Source organism: Pseudomonas sp. GXZC (assembly GCF_026967615.1).
GTDB lineage: Bacteria > Pseudomonadota > Gammaproteobacteria > Pseudomonadales > Pseudomonadaceae > Aquipseudomonas > Aquipseudomonas azotoformans_A.
The window spans coordinates 5893553-5909400 of sequence record NZ_CP114115.1; the positions used below are offsets into that span (position 1 = coordinate 5893553).

A 15848-nucleotide genomic window follows, 5' to 3' on the forward strand; every position below is an offset into this window, starting at 1 on the left:
TCGGAAAACTCAGTCCAAGGGCGGCACAGGAAGCCCGCGCTTGGCATAGAAGGCATCGACGAAGGCGGCCAATGTACCCTGTTGAATAGCCTCGCGCAAACCAGCCATCAGGACTTGGTAGTGACGCAAATTGTGGATGGTATTCAACATGCTACCCAGCATTTCCCCACACTTGTCCAGATGGTGCAGATAAGCACGGGAGAAGTTCTGGCAGGTGTAGCAATCACAGGTGGGATCCAGCGGCGAATCATCATGGCGATGGAACGCGTTACGGATCTTCAGCACGCCTGTATCGATGAACAGATGCCCATTGCGGGCATTACGGGTTGGCATCACGCAATCGAACATGTCCACACCGCGGCGCACACCCTCTACGAGATCTTCCGGTTTGCCAACGCCCATAAGGTAACGAGGTTTGTCAGCTGGCATCAGGCCCGGCAGGTAATCCAGTACCTTGATCATCTCGTGCTTGGGCTCACCCACCGACAAACCGCCGATGGCCAGGCCGTCAAAGCCGATCTTGTCGAGGCCTTCCAGCGAGCGTTTGCGCAGGCTTTCGTGCATGCCGCCCTGGACAATACCGAACAGCGCAGCGGTGTTGTCGCCGTGGGCATTCTTCGAACGCTGGGCCCAACGCAGGGACAACTCCATCGAAATCCGCGCGACGTCTTCGTCAGCCGGGTACGGCGTGCACTCGTCGAAAATCATCACGATGTCGGAACCCAGGTCGCGCTGCACCTGCATCGACTCTTCCGGGCCCATGAACACCTTGGAACCGTCCACCGGCGAGGCGAAGGTCACGCCCTCCTCCTTGATCTTGCGCATGGCGCCCAGGCTGAACACCTGGAAACCACCCGAATCGGTCAGGATCGGGCCTTGCCACTTCATGAAGTCATGCAGGTCGCCGTGCTTCTTGATCACTTCCGTGCCCGGGCGCAGCCACAGGTGGAAGGTGTTGCCGAGGATGATCTCTGCACCGGTGGCAACGATGTCACGCGGCAGCATGCCCTTGACGGTGCCGTAGGTGCCGACCGGCATGAAAGCCGGGGTCTCGACGGTGCCGCGCGGAAAGGTCAGGCGACCGCGTCGGGCCTTGCCGTCAGTGGCAAGCAGTTCAAACGACATACGACTCATAAGGTTCCCTCTGGGCCGCGTGGCGCCGGGTTACGGGTGATAAACATCGCATCACCGTAGCTGAAAAAACGGTACTCGTTGGCGATGGCGGCTTGATAAGCGGCCATCGTTTCCGGATAACCGGCAAATGCCGACACCAGCATCAACAGCGTGGATTCGGGCAAATGGAAGTTGGTCACCAGGCAGTCGACCACATGGAAAGGCCGGCCTGGGAAGATAAAGATATCGGTGTCGCCGCTGAACGGTTTGAGCACGCCATCACGGGCCGCGCTTTCCAACGAACGCACGCTGGTGGTTCCCACGGCGACGACTCGCCCGCCACGCGCCTTGCACGCCGCGACAGCGTCCACGACGTCCTGGCTGACCTCCAACCACTCGCTGTGCATATGGTGGTCTTCGATGTTATCCACACGTACCGGCTGAAAGGTGCCGGCCCCCACGTGCAGGGTCACATAGGCGGTCTCGACGCCCTTGGCGGCAATCGCATCCAGCAGCGGCTGATCGAAGTGCAGGCCCGCAGTCGGCGCGGCAACGGCGCCGAGGCGCTGGGAGTACACCGTCTGATAGCGTTCGCGGTCCGAGTCTTCGTCGGGGCGGTCTATATAGGGCGGCAGCGGCATATGGCCGACGCGCTCCAGCAGCGGCAGTACTTCTTCGGCAAACTTGAGTTCGAACAGCGCATCATGACGCGCCACCATCTCGGCTTCGCCACCGCCATCGATCAGGATGCTTGAACCTGGTTTCGGCGACTTGCTGGAGCGCACGTGAGCCAGTACGCGATGACTGTCCAGCACCCGTTCCACCAGAATTTCCAGCTTGCCACCGGAAGCTTTCTGGCCAAACAGCCGCGCCGGAATCACCCGGGTATTGTTGAACACCATCAGATCGCCTGGGCGCAAATGCTCAAGCAAATCAGTGAATTGACGGTGTGCGAGGGCGCCACTCACCCCGTCCAGGGTCAGCAGTCGACTGGCGCGACGCTCGGCCAAAGGATGGCGAGCGATCAGCGAATCAGGGAGTTCAAAAGTAAAGTCAGCAACGCGCATGATGGAGTTCGTCTAGCAGGGCCGGGAAGTCTAGCGGAAATAGTGAAAATAGACCATGAAAGGTGATTGACCAACGGTAATCTCATCTCTATACTTCGCCGCCATTGAGCCCTGATGGCGGAATTGGTAGACGCGGCGGATTCAAAATCCGTTTTCGAAAGGAGTGGGAGTTCGAGTCTCCCTCGGGGCACCATCTTAAAAAAAGACCTTGAAATTCAAGGTCTTTTTTTTCGTCTGTAGAAAAGTGCATCACTTGCAAAGTTGTTCTTTTGTGAGCGGTGCACCATTCCAAGCCCCTCTCCAGGCGCGCTCTGACACGTCCTGTCAGCGCAACGCGCACCTACCATTCATCGCGCGCCCATGTGCCTCTAGCAGCTACTGGAGAGTGCTCAGTGTATTTGGGTGCCAGCGCTGCGGCCCCTTATAAAAAACCCTTACTAATGCAGAGCTGAAAAAACCTATAGAAGCGGTCACTCCGGGCTCTTCGGGACTTTTCGACCGCCCAAAACAAAACCCCATCTGCTTTCGCAAATGGGGTTTCGGAATTTAATCTTGACGATGACCTACTCTCACATGGGGAAACCCCACACTACCATCGGCGATGCATCGTTTCACTGCTGAGTTCGGGATGGGATCAGGTGGTTCCAATGCTCTATGGTCGTCAAGAAATTCGGGTACTGAGTCGTGGCAGATGCCTCGCTTCAGCAAATTGGGTATGTGACAGCTTTCGGTGTTTTGTGAGATCGAACTTTCGGTTCTATCGTCTTCACACACCGCAATCTGATGCTCGTTAGAGTAGTCAAATTGCTTGGGTGTTATATGGTCAAGCCTCACGGGCAATTAGTATTGGTTAGCTCAACGCCTCACAGCGCTTACACACCCAACCTATCAACGTCGTAGTCTTCGACGGCCCTTCAGGGAACTCAAGGTTCCAGTGAGATCTCATCTTGAGGCTAGTTTCCCGCTTAGATGCTTTCAGCGGTTATCTATTCCGAACATAGCTACCCGGCAATGCCACTGGCGTGACAACCGGAACACCAGAGGTTCGTCCACTCCGGTCCTCTCGTACTAGGAGCAGCCCCTCTCAAATCTCAAACGTCCACGGCAGATAGGGACCGAACTGTCTCACGACGTTCTAAACCCAGCTCGCGTACCACTTTAAATGGCGAACAGCCATACCCTTGGGACCGGCTTCAGCCCCAGGATGTGATGAGCCGACATCGAGGTGCCAAACACCGCCGTCGATATGAACTCTTGGGCGGTATCAGCCTGTTATCCCCGGAGTACCTTTTATCCGTTGAGCGATGGCCCTTCCATACAGAACCACCGGATCACTAAGACCTACTTTCGTACCTGCTCGACGTGTCTGTCTCGCAGTCAAGCGCGCTTTTGCCTTTATACTCTACGACCGATTTCCGACCGGTCTGAGCGCACCTTCGTACTCCTCCGTTACTCTTTAGGAGGAGACCGCCCCAGTCAAACTACCCACCATACACTGTCCTCGATCCGGATAACGGACCTGAGTTAGAACCTCAAAGTTGCCAGGGTGGTATTTCAAGGTTGGCTCCACGCAGACTGGCGTCCACGCTTCAAAGCCTCCCACCTATCCTACACAAGCAAATTCAAAGTCCAGTGCAAAGCTATAGTAAAGGTTCACGGGGTCTTTCCGTCTAGCCGCGGATACACTGCATCTTCACAGCGATTTCAATTTCACTGAGTCTCGGGTGGAGACAGCGCCGCCATCGTTACGCCATTCGTGCAGGTCGGAACTTACCCGACAAGGAATTTCGCTACCTTAGGACCGTTATAGTTACGGCCGCCGTTTACCGGGGCTTCGATCAAGAGCTTCGCGTTAGCTAACCCCATCAATTAACCTTCCGGCACCGGGCAGGCGTCACACCCTATACGTCCACTTTCGTGTTTGCAGAGTGCTGTGTTTTTAATAAACAGTCGCAGCGGCCTGGTATCTTCGACCGGCATGAGCTTACGGAGCAAGTCCTTCACCCTCACCGGCGCACCTTCTCCCGAAGTTACGGTGCCATTTTGCCTAGTTCCTTCACCCGAGTTCTCTCAAGCGCCTTGGTATTCTCTACCCAACCACCTGTGTCGGTTTGGGGTACGGTTCCTGGTTACCTGAAGCTTAGAAGCTTTTCTTGGAAGCATGGCATCAACCACTTCGTTAACTAAAAGTTAACTCGTCATCAGCTCTCGGCCTTAGAATCCCGGATTTACCTAAGATTCCAGCCTACCACCTTAAACTTGGACAACCAACGCCAAGCTGGCCTAGCCTTCTCCGTCCCTCCATCGCAATAACCAGAAGTACAGGAATATTAACCTGTTTTCCATCGACTACGCTTTTCAGCCTCGCCTTAGGGACCGACTAACCCTGCGTCGATTAACGTTGCGCAGGAAACCTTGGTCTTTCGGCGTGGGTGTTTTTCACACCCATTGTCGTTACTCATGTCAGCATTCGCACTTCTGATACCTCCAGCAAGCTTCTCAACTCACCTTCACAGGCTTACAGAACGCTCCTCTACCGCATCACTTACGTGATACCCGTAGCTTCGGTGTATGGTTTGAGCCCCGTTACATCTTCCGCGCAGGCCGACTCGACTAGTGAGCTATTACGCTTTCTTTAAAGGGTGGCTGCTTCTAAGCCAACCTCCTAGCTGTCTAAGCCTTCCCACATCGTTTCCCACTTAACCATAACTTTGGGACCTTAGCTGACGGTCTGGGTTGTTTCCCTTTTCACGACGGACGTTAGCACCCGCCGTGTGTCTCCCATGCTCGGCACTTGTAGGTATTCGGAGTTTGCATCGGTTTGGTAAGTCGGGATGACCCCCTAGCCGAAACAGTGCTCTACCCCCTACAGTGATACATGAGGCGCTACCTAAATAGCTTTCGAGGAGAACCAGCTATCTCCGAGCTTGATTAGCCTTTCACTCCGATCCACAGGTCATCCGCTAACTTTTCAACGGTAGTCGGTTCGGTCCTCCAGTTAGTGTTACCCAACCTTCAACCTGCCCATGGATAGATCGCCCGGTTTCGGGTCTATTCCCAGCGACTAGACGCCCTATTAAGACTCGCTTTCGCTACGCCTCCCCTATTCGGTTAAGCTCGCCACTGAAAATAAGTCGCTGACCCATTATACAAAAGGTACGCAGTCACCCAACAAAGTGGGCTCCCACTGCTTGTACGCATACGGTTTCAGGATCTATTTCACTCCCCTCTCCGGGGTTCTTTTCGCCTTTCCCTCACGGTACTAGTTCACTATCGGTCAGTCAGTAGTATTTAGCCTTGGAGGATGGTCCCCCCATATTCAGACAAAGTTTCTCGTGCTCCGTCCTACTCGATTTCATGACTAAGAGATTTTCGCGTACAGGGCTATCACCCACTATGGCCGCACTTTCCAGAGCGTTCCGCTAATCTCAAAGCCACTTAAGGGCTAGTCCCCGTTCGCTCGCCACTACTAAGGGAATCTCGGTTGATTTCTTTTCCTCAGGGTACTTAGATGTTTCAGTTCCCCTGGTTCGCCTCTTACACCTATGTATTCAGTGTAAGATAACCATCTTATGATGGCTGGGTTCCCCCATTCAGACATCTCCGGATCAAAGTCTGTTTGCCGACTCCCCGAAGCTTTTCGCAGGCTACCACGTCTTTCATCGCCTCTGACTGCCAAGGCATCCACCGTATGCGCTTCTTCACTTGACCATATAACCCCAAGCAATCTGGTTATACTGTGAAGACAACATTCGCCGAAAATTCGATAATACTCAAAACTGAGTAACTCACAAATTTTACCTTAGCCTGATCCGTTACCAGTGAAAGTAACGTTCAGTCTATCTTTCTATCACATACCCAAATTTTTAAAGAACGATCTAATCAAAGACTAGAAATCAACATTCACCATCACCTGGATGGAATGCTCATTTCTAAGCTTTCAAACTTCAGAAGCAGTAGTGGTGGAGCCAAACGGGATCGAACCGTTGACCTCCTGCGTGCAAGGCAGGCGCTCTCCCAGCTGAGCTATGGCCCCGTATTTCTACAGGCGTTTCCCACACAAAATTGGTGGGTCTGGGCAGATTCGAACTGCCGACCTCACCCTTATCAGGGGTGCGCTCTAACCAACTGAGCTACAGACCCAATTTCGGGCTGCTTCTTATCGTCTTCTTCAATGAATCAAGCAATTCGTGTGGGAGCTTATGGAGCAGCTGATGTCGTCGATTAAGGAGGTGATCCAGCCGCAGGTTCCCCTACGGCTACCTTGTTACGACTTCACCCCAGTCATGAATCACACCGTGGTAACCGTCCTCCCGAAGGTTAGACTAGCTACTTCTGGTGCAACCCACTCCCATGGTGTGACGGGCGGTGTGTACAAGGCCCGGGAACGTATTCACCGCGACATTCTGATTCGCGATTACTAGCGATTCCGACTTCACGCAGTCGAGTTGCAGACTGCGATCCGGACTACGATCGGTTTTATGGGATTAGCTCCACCTCGCGGCTTGGCAACCCTCTGTACCGACCATTGTAGCACGTGTGTAGCCCAGGCCGTAAGGGCCATGATGACTTGACGTCATCCCCACCTTCCTCCGGTTTGTCACCGGCAGTCTCCTTAGAGTGCCCACCATAACGTGCTGGTAACTAAGGACAAGGGTTGCGCTCGTTACGGGACTTAACCCAACATCTCACGACACGAGCTGACGACAGCCATGCAGCACCTGTCTCAATGTTCCCGAAGGCACCAATCTATCTCTAGAAAGTTCATTGGATGTCAAGGCCTGGTAAGGTTCTTCGCGTTGCTTCGAATTAAACCACATGCTCCACCGCTTGTGCGGGCCCCCGTCAATTCATTTGAGTTTTAACCTTGTGCGGTACTCCCCAGGCGGTCAACTTAATGCGTTAGCTGCGCCACTAAAAGCTCAAGGCTTCCAACGGCTAGTTGACATCGTTTACGGCGTGGACTACCAGGGTATCTAATCCTGTTTGCTCCCCACGCTTTCGCACCTCAGTGTCAGTATTAGTCCAGGTGGTCGCCTTCGCCACTGGTGTTCCTTCCTATATCTACGCATTTCACCGCTACACAGGAAATTCCACCACCCTCTACCATACTCTAGTCAGTCAGTTTTGAATGCAGTTCCCAGGTTGAGCCCGGGGATTTCACATCCAACTTAACAAACCACCTACGCGCGCTTTACGCCCAGTAATTCCGATTAACGCTTGCACCCTCTGTATTACCGCGGCTGCTGGCACAGAGTTAGCCGGTGCTTATTCTGTCGGTAACGTCAAAATTGCAGAGTATTAATCTACAACCCTTCCTCCCAACTTAAAGTGCTTTACAATCCGAAGACCTTCTTCACACACGCGGCATGGCTGGATCAGGCTTTCGCCCATTGTCCAATATTCCCCACTGCTGCCTCCCGTAGGAGTCTGGACCGTGTCTCAGTTCCAGTGTGACTGATCATCCTCTCAGACCAGTTACGGATCGTCGCCTTGGTGAGCCATTACCTCACCAACTAGCTAATCCGACCTAGGCTCATCTGATAGCGCAAGGCCCGAAGGTCCCCTGCTTTCTCCCGTAGGACGTATGCGGTATTAGCGTCCGTTTCCGAACGTTATCCCCCACTACCAGGCAGATTCCTAGGCATTACTCACCCGTCCGCCGCTCTCAAGAGAAGCAAGCTTCTCTCTACCGCTCGACTTGCATGTGTTAGGCCTGCCGCCAGCGTTCAATCTGAGCCATGATCAAACTCTTCAGTTCAAACATCTTTGGGTTTTTAAGAAACCCTAAACTTGGCTCAGCAATCGTTGGTTACATCTTTGATTTCTCGCGGAGTAACTTGTGATGCTGATAATCTTGCTGACTATCAGTCTGACTCCACAAGCACCCACACGAATTGCTTGATTCAGTTGTTAAAGAGCGGGTGGTTAAGATCTTTCGTCTCAACCGAGGCGCGCATTCTACAGCAGCCTCATTTGCTGTCAAGTGATTATTTTTAGAAGCTTTCGAAGATTTCTTCAACAACTTCAACCACTTGCGCTTCAGATCTCTCGTCAGCGGGAGGCGAATAATACAGCTTTAAAATTCGTGGTCAACCCCTGCATAGAAATTCTTTTCCTAACCGAAGAGCCCGTCCAGGCGGCACCGTCAGAAGGTGTACTTGAAACTCGTCATGAAATTGCGCGGCGCGCCATAAACACTCCAGCTGTCCGCATACGCATAGTAGCTGCGATCAAATACGTTATTCACATTCAGCGTGGCACTCAGGTTCTTGCTGATGTCGTACCGCGCCATCACATTGGTCAGCGCATAACTCCCCTGCTCAAACGTGTGCAGGTCCATCCCCGTCTTGCTCTGCCAGTTCACGCCGCCGCCCACAGTGAGCTTGTCGAACACTCCCGGCAGCCGGTAAGTGGTGAACGTCTTGAGACTATGCCGCGGGCTGGTCGTGACAATGCGCTGATCGTCCTGATTGGTGCTCACGCTGTACGCATACCCCGCCGACGCCTGCCAGCCTTCGTTCAACTCACCGTTAAGCTCCAACTCGACGCCTTTGGTGGTAGTGCCCTGTTCCAGGCGGTAGATATCCGGCGCACGCACGTATACCGCCAGGTTGTCCTGGTCGATCTTGAACAGCGCCAGGCTGGCATTGAGTTTGTCGTCGTTGAAACTGCCTTTTATCCCGACCTCGTAGCCGGTGCCTTCCTGCGGGTCGAGGGCTTTGTTGTTTTCGTCGTGAACGCCATAGGCCTGCGGGTTGAATATTTTGGTGTAGCTGGCGTACACCGCCCAAGTGTCGCTCAGGTCATAGACAATACCGGCGTACGGCAGGAAGACCCCGTTGCGGGTTTCCTTGCTTTCGGTGTTCTGGGTCGGATCAGCGTACACGCTGACTTCGTTATTGCGCTTCCAGTCGGTGACGCGACTGCCGAGGATGACGGCAGTACTGTCGGTGACATGAAAGCGCGAGGTCAGGTAGGCGGCGTATTGGTTTTCTTCAATATGCGTCTTACCAACGGGCGTGGTATCCGGGCGGTTGGCGCCGCTGCCGTTCCAGTTGAAAATGTTAGGCACAGTACCGTCGTAGCCGGTCCAGGAACCAAACCAACCGCCGTGGCTCGGGGTATTTTCGTTATAGCGCGACATCGTGACGCCAGCGATCAACTCATGCTCGCGCCCAAACAGGCTGAAAGGGCCGGTAAGGTAAGCATCAAGGTTGTTCTGGCGCGGCGTGCCGGACCAGCGGTTGGGATATAGATAGGCGCCCTGTCCCGTGACCTGGTCGATATCACCATTCATATAGTTGATCAGTTCGTCGAATTCATTCTGGGTGTGACTGACTTCCACCTTGCCACTCCAGCCGTTATCGAACTGGTGCTCTATAGAAGTGAAGACGTTGGTCTGCTTGCGATCGTTGTAAGCCCAGTCCGGTGCACTGTTGGCGGAGCGGCTGAAGTTTGTGCGATTGCCATTGCTGTAGAACATCTGGAAGCCGGTGCGCAGCGGGTCGTTGACCTGATTGTTGATATAGCTGAAACCCAACGTGAGCATGGTGGCGTCGCTCAGGTCAAACTCGGAAATGCCGTACACCAGTTGCGAGTCGGTGTTGACGCGGTCGACCCAGGAGTTCTGCTTCTTATAGTCCACCACCAGGCGCCCGCGAAGATTGCCGCTGTCGTTCAAGGGCCCGGATACATCAAAACCGGTGCCATACCGGTCCCAACTGCCCGCCTCGCCAGTGATGCTGGCCTGGGTTTCGGCGGTCGGGCGCTTGCGGATCAGGTTAATAGTCGCTGAGGGCGTACCCGAACCGCTGATCAACCCGGTGGCGCCGCGCACCACTTCAACACGATCGTACATCGCAGTGTTCTGCGTGGTGTTGTCCAACCGCGCCGAGGTGGGGACGCCATCGATTTCGAAGTTGTTGATCTGAAAACCACGGGACCAGTAAGTATCGTTCTCCGCGCCCACGCCGACGCGCAGCACAGTGATGCCCGGCGTGGCTTCCAGCACTTCGGTAAGGTTGGTGAGTTTCTGGTCATCAAGGCGCTGGCGGGTGATCACCGTGAGCGATTGCGGGGTTTCTTTCTGCGTGAGGTTCAACCGCGTCGAACTGCTGGACGAGTACGTGGTGTACAAACCGGTGCCTTCGGTCGTCGAACCCGGTGCCATGCCGGAGATCGACACCGTACCCAGTTGCAACGCGCCGCCTGCACCCGGCTGTAGTTGATAGCGCCCCTCGCCGGTCTGCACTACCGTGAGGTCACTCCCCACCAATAGCGTTTGCAGCGCCTGGTCAATCGTGTAACTGCCGCGCAGCGTCGGACCGGTCTTGCCGGCGGTGAGCGCGGCATTGCCCGCCAGGTAGATGCCGGCTTGGGCGGCGAGCTGGTTGAGTTGGTCGGCCAAGGCACCGCCGGGCAGATCGTAGGTCTGTACGCTCGACTGCTCAGCGGCTGCCACGAATGGCGCCATGCCCAGGCTGGCGGGGATGACCAAGGCAAACGCGATAGCCAGCGCCAAAGGTTGTGGTGAGTTACGCAGGAATGAGGACATAAAACAGTTCCGGTCGAAGGAGGCGTCAAGCCGTTGTCCTTCTCTAATTCGTATGAGCAATTAAAACCGGAAGCACAAGATGCAAAAAAATTTCAGCGCGCAACCACCGTGGTCCACCAGGCGAAGCGCCGCTCGATGCGCACGGGCAAGACCTGCTCAAGCATTGCCAGTACCTGATCGGTGTCTTGCAGTGGATAAGTGCCCATCACCCGAAGATTCGCGACCTGGGGGTCGACGCCCAGATGGCCATGTCGGTAGCTGGCGAGTTCACCAATGAAGTCCCCCAGCCGCATATCGTTCGCCATCAGCACGCCTTTTGACCAAGCCTCGCGCCCAGGTAGAGCACGTTGCGTTGCGGCCAGACGCTGTCGATCAAATAGGACGCCCTGCCCCGCCGATAGGATGCGGCGTTGATCAGTGTCCCCACAGGCAGCCTCCACACTGCCCTCGAACACATTGAGCAACGTGTGCCCGTCCTGTTCACGCACACTGAAGCGCGTCCCCAACGGACGCAAACGGCCTTGGGGTGTTTGCACCACGAACGGTCGCCCGTCCTTGCCGGTGTTGATCAGGATTTCGCCGCTGTAGAGTTTCAACTCGCGCTGGCTGGCGCTGAAATTCACATCCAACGCCGTACCGCTGTTAAGCCAGATGCGCGTCCCGTCGGCCAACAGTTGCTCGCCCGACACAGTGGTGCTCGTATGGAAATCCGTGTTCCAGCCCCCCGATAACCAGCGCTGTTGCCAACCGGCCCACCCCAACAGCGTACCGCCCATGACCACCGACAACCCGCGCAACACCTGGCGCCGCGAACGCTGAGAATGTCGCAGACTCTCCAGCGTCTTGGTGGCTCCCACGGCATCGTCCTGCAACGGCGCAAAGCGTTGTCCTACACGTGCGACATAGCTCCAGGCCAGCCGGTTGACCTCACTGTAGGCATGCCATTGGCGCCAGGCCTCCTGCAACGGCAGGGCATTGGGCTCGGCACTCAGGCGGGCAAACCAGTCGGCGGCTTGCTGCAAGGTGGCGTGATCGAGACCACCGGGGTTAGTGCTCATAACAAGGCACCGTCCAACTCAGCCTCCAGCACCATGCACTGGAACATGGCCTGGCCAATATATTTGGTGACAGTGCGCTCGCTCACACCAATACGCAGCGCGATCTCGCGATAGCTTAAGCCCTCGATCTGAGCCAGGCAGAATGCCTCGGACACCTTGACCGGCAAGCGATCAAGCATCGCCTGCAAATGCACCAGGGCCTCCAGCACCAATGCGCGATGCTCCTCCGAAGGCGCACAGTCTTCAGGCCGGCTCGCCAACACCTCAAGCCAGGCCTGCTCCACCTGCTTGCGTCGGAAAAAATCCACGCACACATTGCGCGACAAAGTGCTGAGATACGCACGCGCATGCCCTTCGCTGCCGAATTCACGCGGATGGCTCAACAGCCTGACGAAGACATCGTGAGCCAGCTCGGCGGCATCACTGACATTGCCGAGTTTTCGGGCCAGCCAGCGTTGAATCCAACCGTGATGGGCCGAATACAGGCGGCCGACGCTGAAAGGTGCGGCGACGGGCTCGGGAAGCGGGGGCATACAAAGCCCTACGAATAAGAATTGTTCCCAATGGTAATGAGAAAAACTGGCCACTACAACGAGCAAAAGCGACCCCACTGCTGCAGCAGGCAAGTAACCCCAGGTCTTTTTTTTCCGCCACAGAACAGGGATCATCGCGCTCCCCTACTATCCCCAAAGACGCCGAGGAACCGAAACCATGGAATTGACGCTGGAAGCGGTTGCGCTCTTTGCACTGAAGCTGGTGCACGAGACGGACGGCGGCAGCCCGGTTTTACGGGATGATCCGGTGATGGAGGGATATGACCGCGAGGTGTTTGGGTTGTTGGTGCGGCAGGGGGATTGGGTTGGGATTCAGATGAAGCTCAATGAATGCCTGACGCTGGCGCTCGATTCCCTGGGTGGCCCCGAGACCGTGATGGGCCGCGAACTGCAACGGCTGGCGGTGGATGCACACCAAGCGTCGACATTGGATGAACTCAACGCCCCGCTCGGCGCACTCAAGGACTATCTGAAAGCCGTCCTATAAAGCACAACTCACCGCCGCCCTTCCACCGCCATCCGCACCGCCAACCCCATCAACACCGACCCCATCAACCAACGCTGCACCACCTGCCACCCCGGCCGGGTGACAAAAAACACCGCGATGGAGCCCGCCATCGTGGCAATCACCGCATTGACGCTCACACTGATAAAAATCTGCGTGAAACCCAGCACCAGCGATTGCACCAGCACACTGCCGTGACCGTTCAGGTCGATAAATTGGGGCAGCAACGACAAGTACATCACCGCCACCTTGGGGTTTAGCAGATTGGTCACCAGACCCATGGTGAACAGCTTGCGCGGGCTGTCCTTGGGCAGGTCCCGCACCTGGAACGGTGAGCGTCCCCCCGGACGGATCGCCTGCCAAGCCATATACGCCAGGTACATCGCCCCGCCGAAGCGCAACGCGTCGTAGGCGAAGGGCACCGCCATCACCAAAGCGGTGATCCCCAATGCCGCGCACAACATATAAACCAGAAAACCCAACGCCACGCCGCCCAGTGAAATCAATCCGGCCGTGCGCCCCTGGCAGATCGAGCGGGAAATGAGGTAGATCATATTCGGGCCGGGCGTGAGCACCATGCCGAGTGAGATCAGCGCATAGGCCAGCCAGTTGGACAGTTCAGGCATGATGGGGCTCCGCTTTTTGAAACATCTGGCCAAGGTTGTAAGGTTGGCCGCCATGGTAGGGCGTTCAAAATCCCCGCGTTAGATACAGATCCGCGAGCAAAACGGCATACACCCAAGAGGCAGGCCCATGATCGACTTCAACAACAAAGGTTTCTTCAAACTCAAGCAAAACAACGAATACGCCGAGCGCGTCGCCGACCTGCTGCTGGAGGGCGAAGAAGTGGTGGATGCGTATAAAGCCATGCGTGATGGGGTGGTGTTTACCACCAAGCGGATTATTGCGGTGAATGTGCAGGGGATTACCGGTAGCAAGAAGGATTTCACGTCGCTGCCGTACAAGAACATCGTCGCGTATTCGGTGGAGACGTCCGGGACGTTTGATCTGGATTCGGAGTTGGAGATTTACTTTTCGTCGCTGGGTAAGGTGAAATTCGAGTTTACGGGGAAGACCTCGATCGTCAAAATTTCACGGTTGATTTCCAAGCACCTGTTGGGCTGATCGGTGAAAAAAAGACTATGAATATTTCCAGAACTACAACATCATTTCATAAGGCCCCAGTACCTTACTCGTCTGCACCAACCCCTGCCGCATCAACATCTCAAGATAATTCCCCGCCTCCATCGGAGGTCGCCTCAACGCCCGCCTTTGTTTCTGCGCCGCACCCAACACCGCCGCCTGATCCAGATCCCAAAGATCCGAAATAAAGTCATCCGGATGCATCGGCTCAATGTCATAAGCTGCCAGGATGTGCGGTGGAAAGTCTTTCAAGTTGAAGGTTACGATCACCTCAGCCTTGCTTCGTATCGCAGCGGCCAGCACGTGACGATCGTCAGGGTCAGGCAAATCCAAACTCGAACACAAGTCCTCGTACGCCGTAACCAAAGCGTCAGGTATGGCCTTGTCCATCAACTCAGACGTGCAATTCACTTGCTCAGCCGTGAGGTCGGGCCGGTTTTTGAGTACGTTGCGCTTCCACTCCTCATGGATCTGGCTAGTCCATCTCGCTCGGTACAACCCTGACAAGCCAAGCCACATCAGCAAATCCCTAAGCGCCGCCGGGTAGAGAACACAAGCATCATATACAGCGGTAAAAGGCGAACACCTCATCCGTCATACCCCATTCCCAACTCCTGGGCCTGTTGAGCAAGCGCCTCCATTGCTCTCTGGCTTTCCTCAGTTCGCCTCTGCTTGAACGCCATCAAATCCGAAAACCGGATTCGCCGATGCCGACCGGTTTTTGTAAAGGGAATGGCACCTTCTTCCAGCATCTTGACCAAGTGCGGCCGTGAAACGTTAAGTAGGTCGGCGGCCTCCTGCGAGGTGAGTTCGGCATGCACAGGGACTACCTTGACGGCATTGCCGATAGCCAACTCGCCCAGGATATCCACCAACAAGCGCAGTGCTGAGGTTGGGAGTACGAGGGTGTGGGGCTTGTCTTCTTTGTCGAAGATATCGATTCGCTGGGTTTCGAATTTGGTCGACAACAGAGACGCCAATTCGCGCTGACCTTGTACGGCCGCTTCGACTTCCTTTTCCAGCGGAAGGATCGTTTTGGGAAGGTGGTTGGTGATCATGATGCAACTCCGGCGACACATAACTCAGTTACGACCAAAGCTAAACGAAACAAACGAAAATCGCAATATTCGAAACATAGCTACCGACCGAAGCCCTTGTCCACTTTTCGCACACCAATCACCGATTTATGCCGACATAAGGTGTCTAGAGAACCCGGAGCGATTCATCTCAGAGCTTGCGAATGAGGGTTGGTCGTCCCCCTCGCCCCTTACCCCTCCTTCACCTCACTCCCCTCTCCCCCAACCAACACCCGATTCTCCGGATCCGTAATATCAAACACCTGCAGCGCACACGCCGCACGGTTGAGCCGGAACTGGAACTCCACCAAATACACCTTCGCCTTCTCCGGGCTGAACGTGCTCATCACCGGCCCGCAGCTGTAGTAAACCCCATTGCCTTGGCTTCTCGCCGAGCTGGACACGGTGAGTTTCTTGCCAGGGTCCGCCTGAATCTCCAATTGTGGAAACCGCTTGAACCCCGCACTCGCCACCGTCTGGTTGACCTTGGCAATCCAGTTGAAGACTTTCCCTTCACCGGTATCCATCACAGTGCCGAGGGTTTCCAGGCGTTGGTCGGGGTCGCCTTCGCGGCGGATGGCGAATTCGACGGGGTTGGTGCCGCCGGTGGCCTTCATGATGACCTTGGCGTGCTCCGCATCCACGGCCACGGTTTTCTGGCGCAGTTGGATGCCGTCCTTGAACAGGCTGGGCGACGAGTCGCGTTGGTTGGATTGGCAGGCGCCCAGGGCCAGGGCGATGGAGAGCAGCGCGATTCGCTTCACGGGGGATGTCC

The 15848-nt window shown here is 55.5% G+C and carries 11 protein-coding genes, 3 tRNA genes and 3 rRNA genes; 3 read left to right on the forward strand and 14 right to left on the reverse strand.

Annotated elements, in window-relative coordinates; genetic code table 11:
- Window positions 1-9: 9 nt before the first annotated feature.
- Together tgt and queA are read right to left on the reverse strand one after the other, a co-directional pair.
- A complete protein-coding gene (gene tgt, locus OZ428_RS27860) occupies window positions 10-1125 on the reverse strand; it encodes a tRNA guanosine(34) transglycosylase Tgt (RefSeq protein WP_003175976.1) in 1116 nt (371 codons plus the stop codon).
- Window positions 1126-1130: 5 nt separating this feature from the next.
- A complete protein-coding gene (gene queA, locus OZ428_RS27865; protein ID WP_033898643.1) occupies window positions 1131-2180 on the reverse strand; it encodes a tRNA preQ1(34) S-adenosylmethionine ribosyltransferase-isomerase QueA in 1050 nt (349 codons plus the stop codon).
- 108 nt (window positions 2181-2288) lie between these two features.
- On the opposite strand from queA, the gene OZ428_RS27870 reads away from it, so the two are divergent.
- Window positions 2289-2373: transfer RNA gene (locus OZ428_RS27870), tRNA-Leu, on the forward strand.
- A gap of 357 nt (window positions 2374-2730) precedes the next feature.
- Here OZ428_RS27870 and rrf read toward each other — a convergent pair.
- The 8 genes from rrf to OZ428_RS27910 form a co-directional block, all read right to left on the reverse strand.
- Window positions 2731-2846 (reverse strand): 5S ribosomal RNA (rrf, locus tag OZ428_RS27875).
- A 153-nt stretch (window positions 2847-2999) separates the two neighbouring features.
- Window positions 3000-5891: ribosomal RNA gene (locus tag OZ428_RS27880) — 23S ribosomal RNA — on the reverse strand.
- A 249-nt stretch (window positions 5892-6140) separates the two neighbouring features.
- Window positions 6141-6216: transfer RNA gene (locus OZ428_RS27885), tRNA-Ala, on the reverse strand.
- 30 nt (window positions 6217-6246) lie between these two features.
- A tRNA-Ile gene (locus OZ428_RS27890) sits at window positions 6247-6323 on the reverse strand.
- An 82-nt stretch (window positions 6324-6405) separates the two neighbouring features.
- A 16S ribosomal RNA gene (locus tag OZ428_RS27895) occupies window positions 6406-7941 on the reverse strand.
- The 16S, 23S and 5S rRNA genes sit together here with 2 tRNA genes alongside, the layout of an rRNA operon.
- Before the next feature lie 387 nt (window positions 7942-8328).
- Entirely contained in the window at window positions 8329-10737 is a 2409-nt protein-coding gene (locus OZ428_RS27900; RefSeq protein WP_269131956.1) for a TonB-dependent siderophore receptor, read from the reverse strand.
- 92 nt (window positions 10738-10829) lie between these two features.
- Window positions 10830-11795, reverse strand: a complete 966-nt coding sequence (locus tag OZ428_RS27905) for a FecR domain-containing protein (protein WP_269131957.1) — start codon at window positions 11793-11795, stop codon at window positions 10830-10832.
- Window positions 11792-12328, reverse strand: a complete 537-nt coding sequence (locus OZ428_RS27910; protein ID WP_269134230.1) for a sigma-70 family RNA polymerase sigma factor — start codon at window positions 12326-12328, stop codon at window positions 11792-11794. The genes OZ428_RS27905 and OZ428_RS27910 overlap by 4 nt, the downstream gene beginning before the upstream one ends.
- Before the next feature lie 178 nt (window positions 12329-12506).
- Here OZ428_RS27910 and OZ428_RS27915 point away from each other — a divergent pair, with 178 nt between their 5' ends.
- Complete coding sequence (locus OZ428_RS27915; protein WP_269131958.1) at window positions 12507-12836, forward strand: hypothetical protein; 330 nt, start codon at window positions 12507-12509, stop codon at window positions 12834-12836.
- Between the two features lie 8 nt (window positions 12837-12844).
- Here the strand turns inward: OZ428_RS27915 and OZ428_RS27920 are convergent, their stop codons facing one another.
- The gene (locus OZ428_RS27920; RefSeq protein WP_269131959.1) at window positions 12845-13480 is read right to left on the reverse strand and encodes a LysE family translocator; all 636 of its coding nucleotides are present in this window, start codon (window positions 13478-13480) and stop codon (window positions 12845-12847) included.
- Window positions 13481-13607: 127 nt separating this feature from the next.
- Here OZ428_RS27920 and OZ428_RS27925 point away from each other — a divergent pair, with 127 nt between their 5' ends.
- Window positions 13608-13979 (forward strand): PH domain-containing protein, encoded by a 372-nt coding sequence (locus OZ428_RS27925; protein WP_269131960.1) that lies wholly within the window; start codon window positions 13608-13610, stop codon window positions 13977-13979.
- A 33-nt stretch (window positions 13980-14012) separates the two neighbouring features.
- On the opposite strand, the gene OZ428_RS27930 is transcribed toward OZ428_RS27925, so the two are convergent.
- The 3 genes from OZ428_RS27930 to OZ428_RS27940 all read right to left on the reverse strand — a co-directional run bounded on the left by OZ428_RS27930 (window position 14013) and on the right by OZ428_RS27940 (window position 15837).
- Window positions 14013-14588 (reverse strand): PIN domain-containing protein, encoded by a 576-nt coding sequence (locus tag OZ428_RS27930; RefSeq protein WP_269131961.1) that lies wholly within the window; start codon window positions 14586-14588, stop codon window positions 14013-14015.
- Window positions 14585-15055, reverse strand: a complete 471-nt coding sequence (locus OZ428_RS27935) for a helix-turn-helix domain-containing protein (protein ID WP_269131962.1) — start codon at window positions 15053-15055, stop codon at window positions 14585-14587. Before OZ428_RS27935 ends, OZ428_RS27930 begins: the two co-directional genes overlap by 4 nt.
- A 209-nt stretch (window positions 15056-15264) precedes the next feature.
- Window positions 15265-15837 carry a hypothetical protein gene (locus tag OZ428_RS27940; RefSeq protein ID WP_269131963.1) on the reverse strand — a complete coding sequence of 191 codons (573 nt, stop codon included), beginning with the start codon at window positions 15835-15837 and terminating at the stop codon, window positions 15265-15267.
- Window positions 15838-15848 lie beyond the last annotated feature (11 nt).

What these genes read in the sequence shown, in the direction of transcription:
- tgt (WP_003175976.1), bottom strand. Translation starts at nt 1,125, where the DNA reads ATGTCGTTTGAACTGCTTGCCACTGACGGCAAGGCCCGACGCGGTCGC.
- queA (WP_033898643.1), bottom strand. Translation starts at nt 2,180, where the DNA reads ATGCGCGTTGCTGACTTTACTTTTGAACTCCCTGATTCGCTGATCGCT.
- OZ428_RS27900 (WP_269131956.1), bottom strand. Translation starts at nt 10,737, where the DNA reads ATGTCCTCATTCCTGCGTAACTCACCACAACCTTTGGCGCTGGCTATC.
- OZ428_RS27905 (WP_269131957.1), bottom strand. Translation starts at nt 11,795, where the DNA reads ATGAGCACTAACCCCGGTGGTCTCGATCACGCCACCTTGCAGCAAGCC.
- OZ428_RS27910 (WP_269134230.1), bottom strand. Translation starts at nt 12,328, where the DNA reads ATGCCCCCGCTTCCCGAGCCCGTCGCCGCACCTTTCAGCGTCGGCCGC.
- OZ428_RS27915 (WP_269131958.1), top strand. Translation starts at nt 12,507, where the DNA reads ATGGAATTGACGCTGGAAGCGGTTGCGCTCTTTGCACTGAAGCTGGTG.
- OZ428_RS27920 (WP_269131959.1), bottom strand. Translation starts at nt 13,480, where the DNA reads ATGCCTGAACTGTCCAACTGGCTGGCCTATGCGCTGATCTCACTCGGC.
- OZ428_RS27925 (WP_269131960.1), top strand. Translation starts at nt 13,608, where the DNA reads ATGATCGACTTCAACAACAAAGGTTTCTTCAAACTCAAGCAAAACAAC.
- OZ428_RS27930 (WP_269131961.1), bottom strand. Translation starts at nt 14,588, where the DNA reads ATGAGGTGTTCGCCTTTTACCGCTGTATATGATGCTTGTGTTCTCTAC.
- OZ428_RS27935 (WP_269131962.1), bottom strand. Translation starts at nt 15,055, where the DNA reads ATGATCACCAACCACCTTCCCAAAACGATCCTTCCGCTGGAAAAGGAA.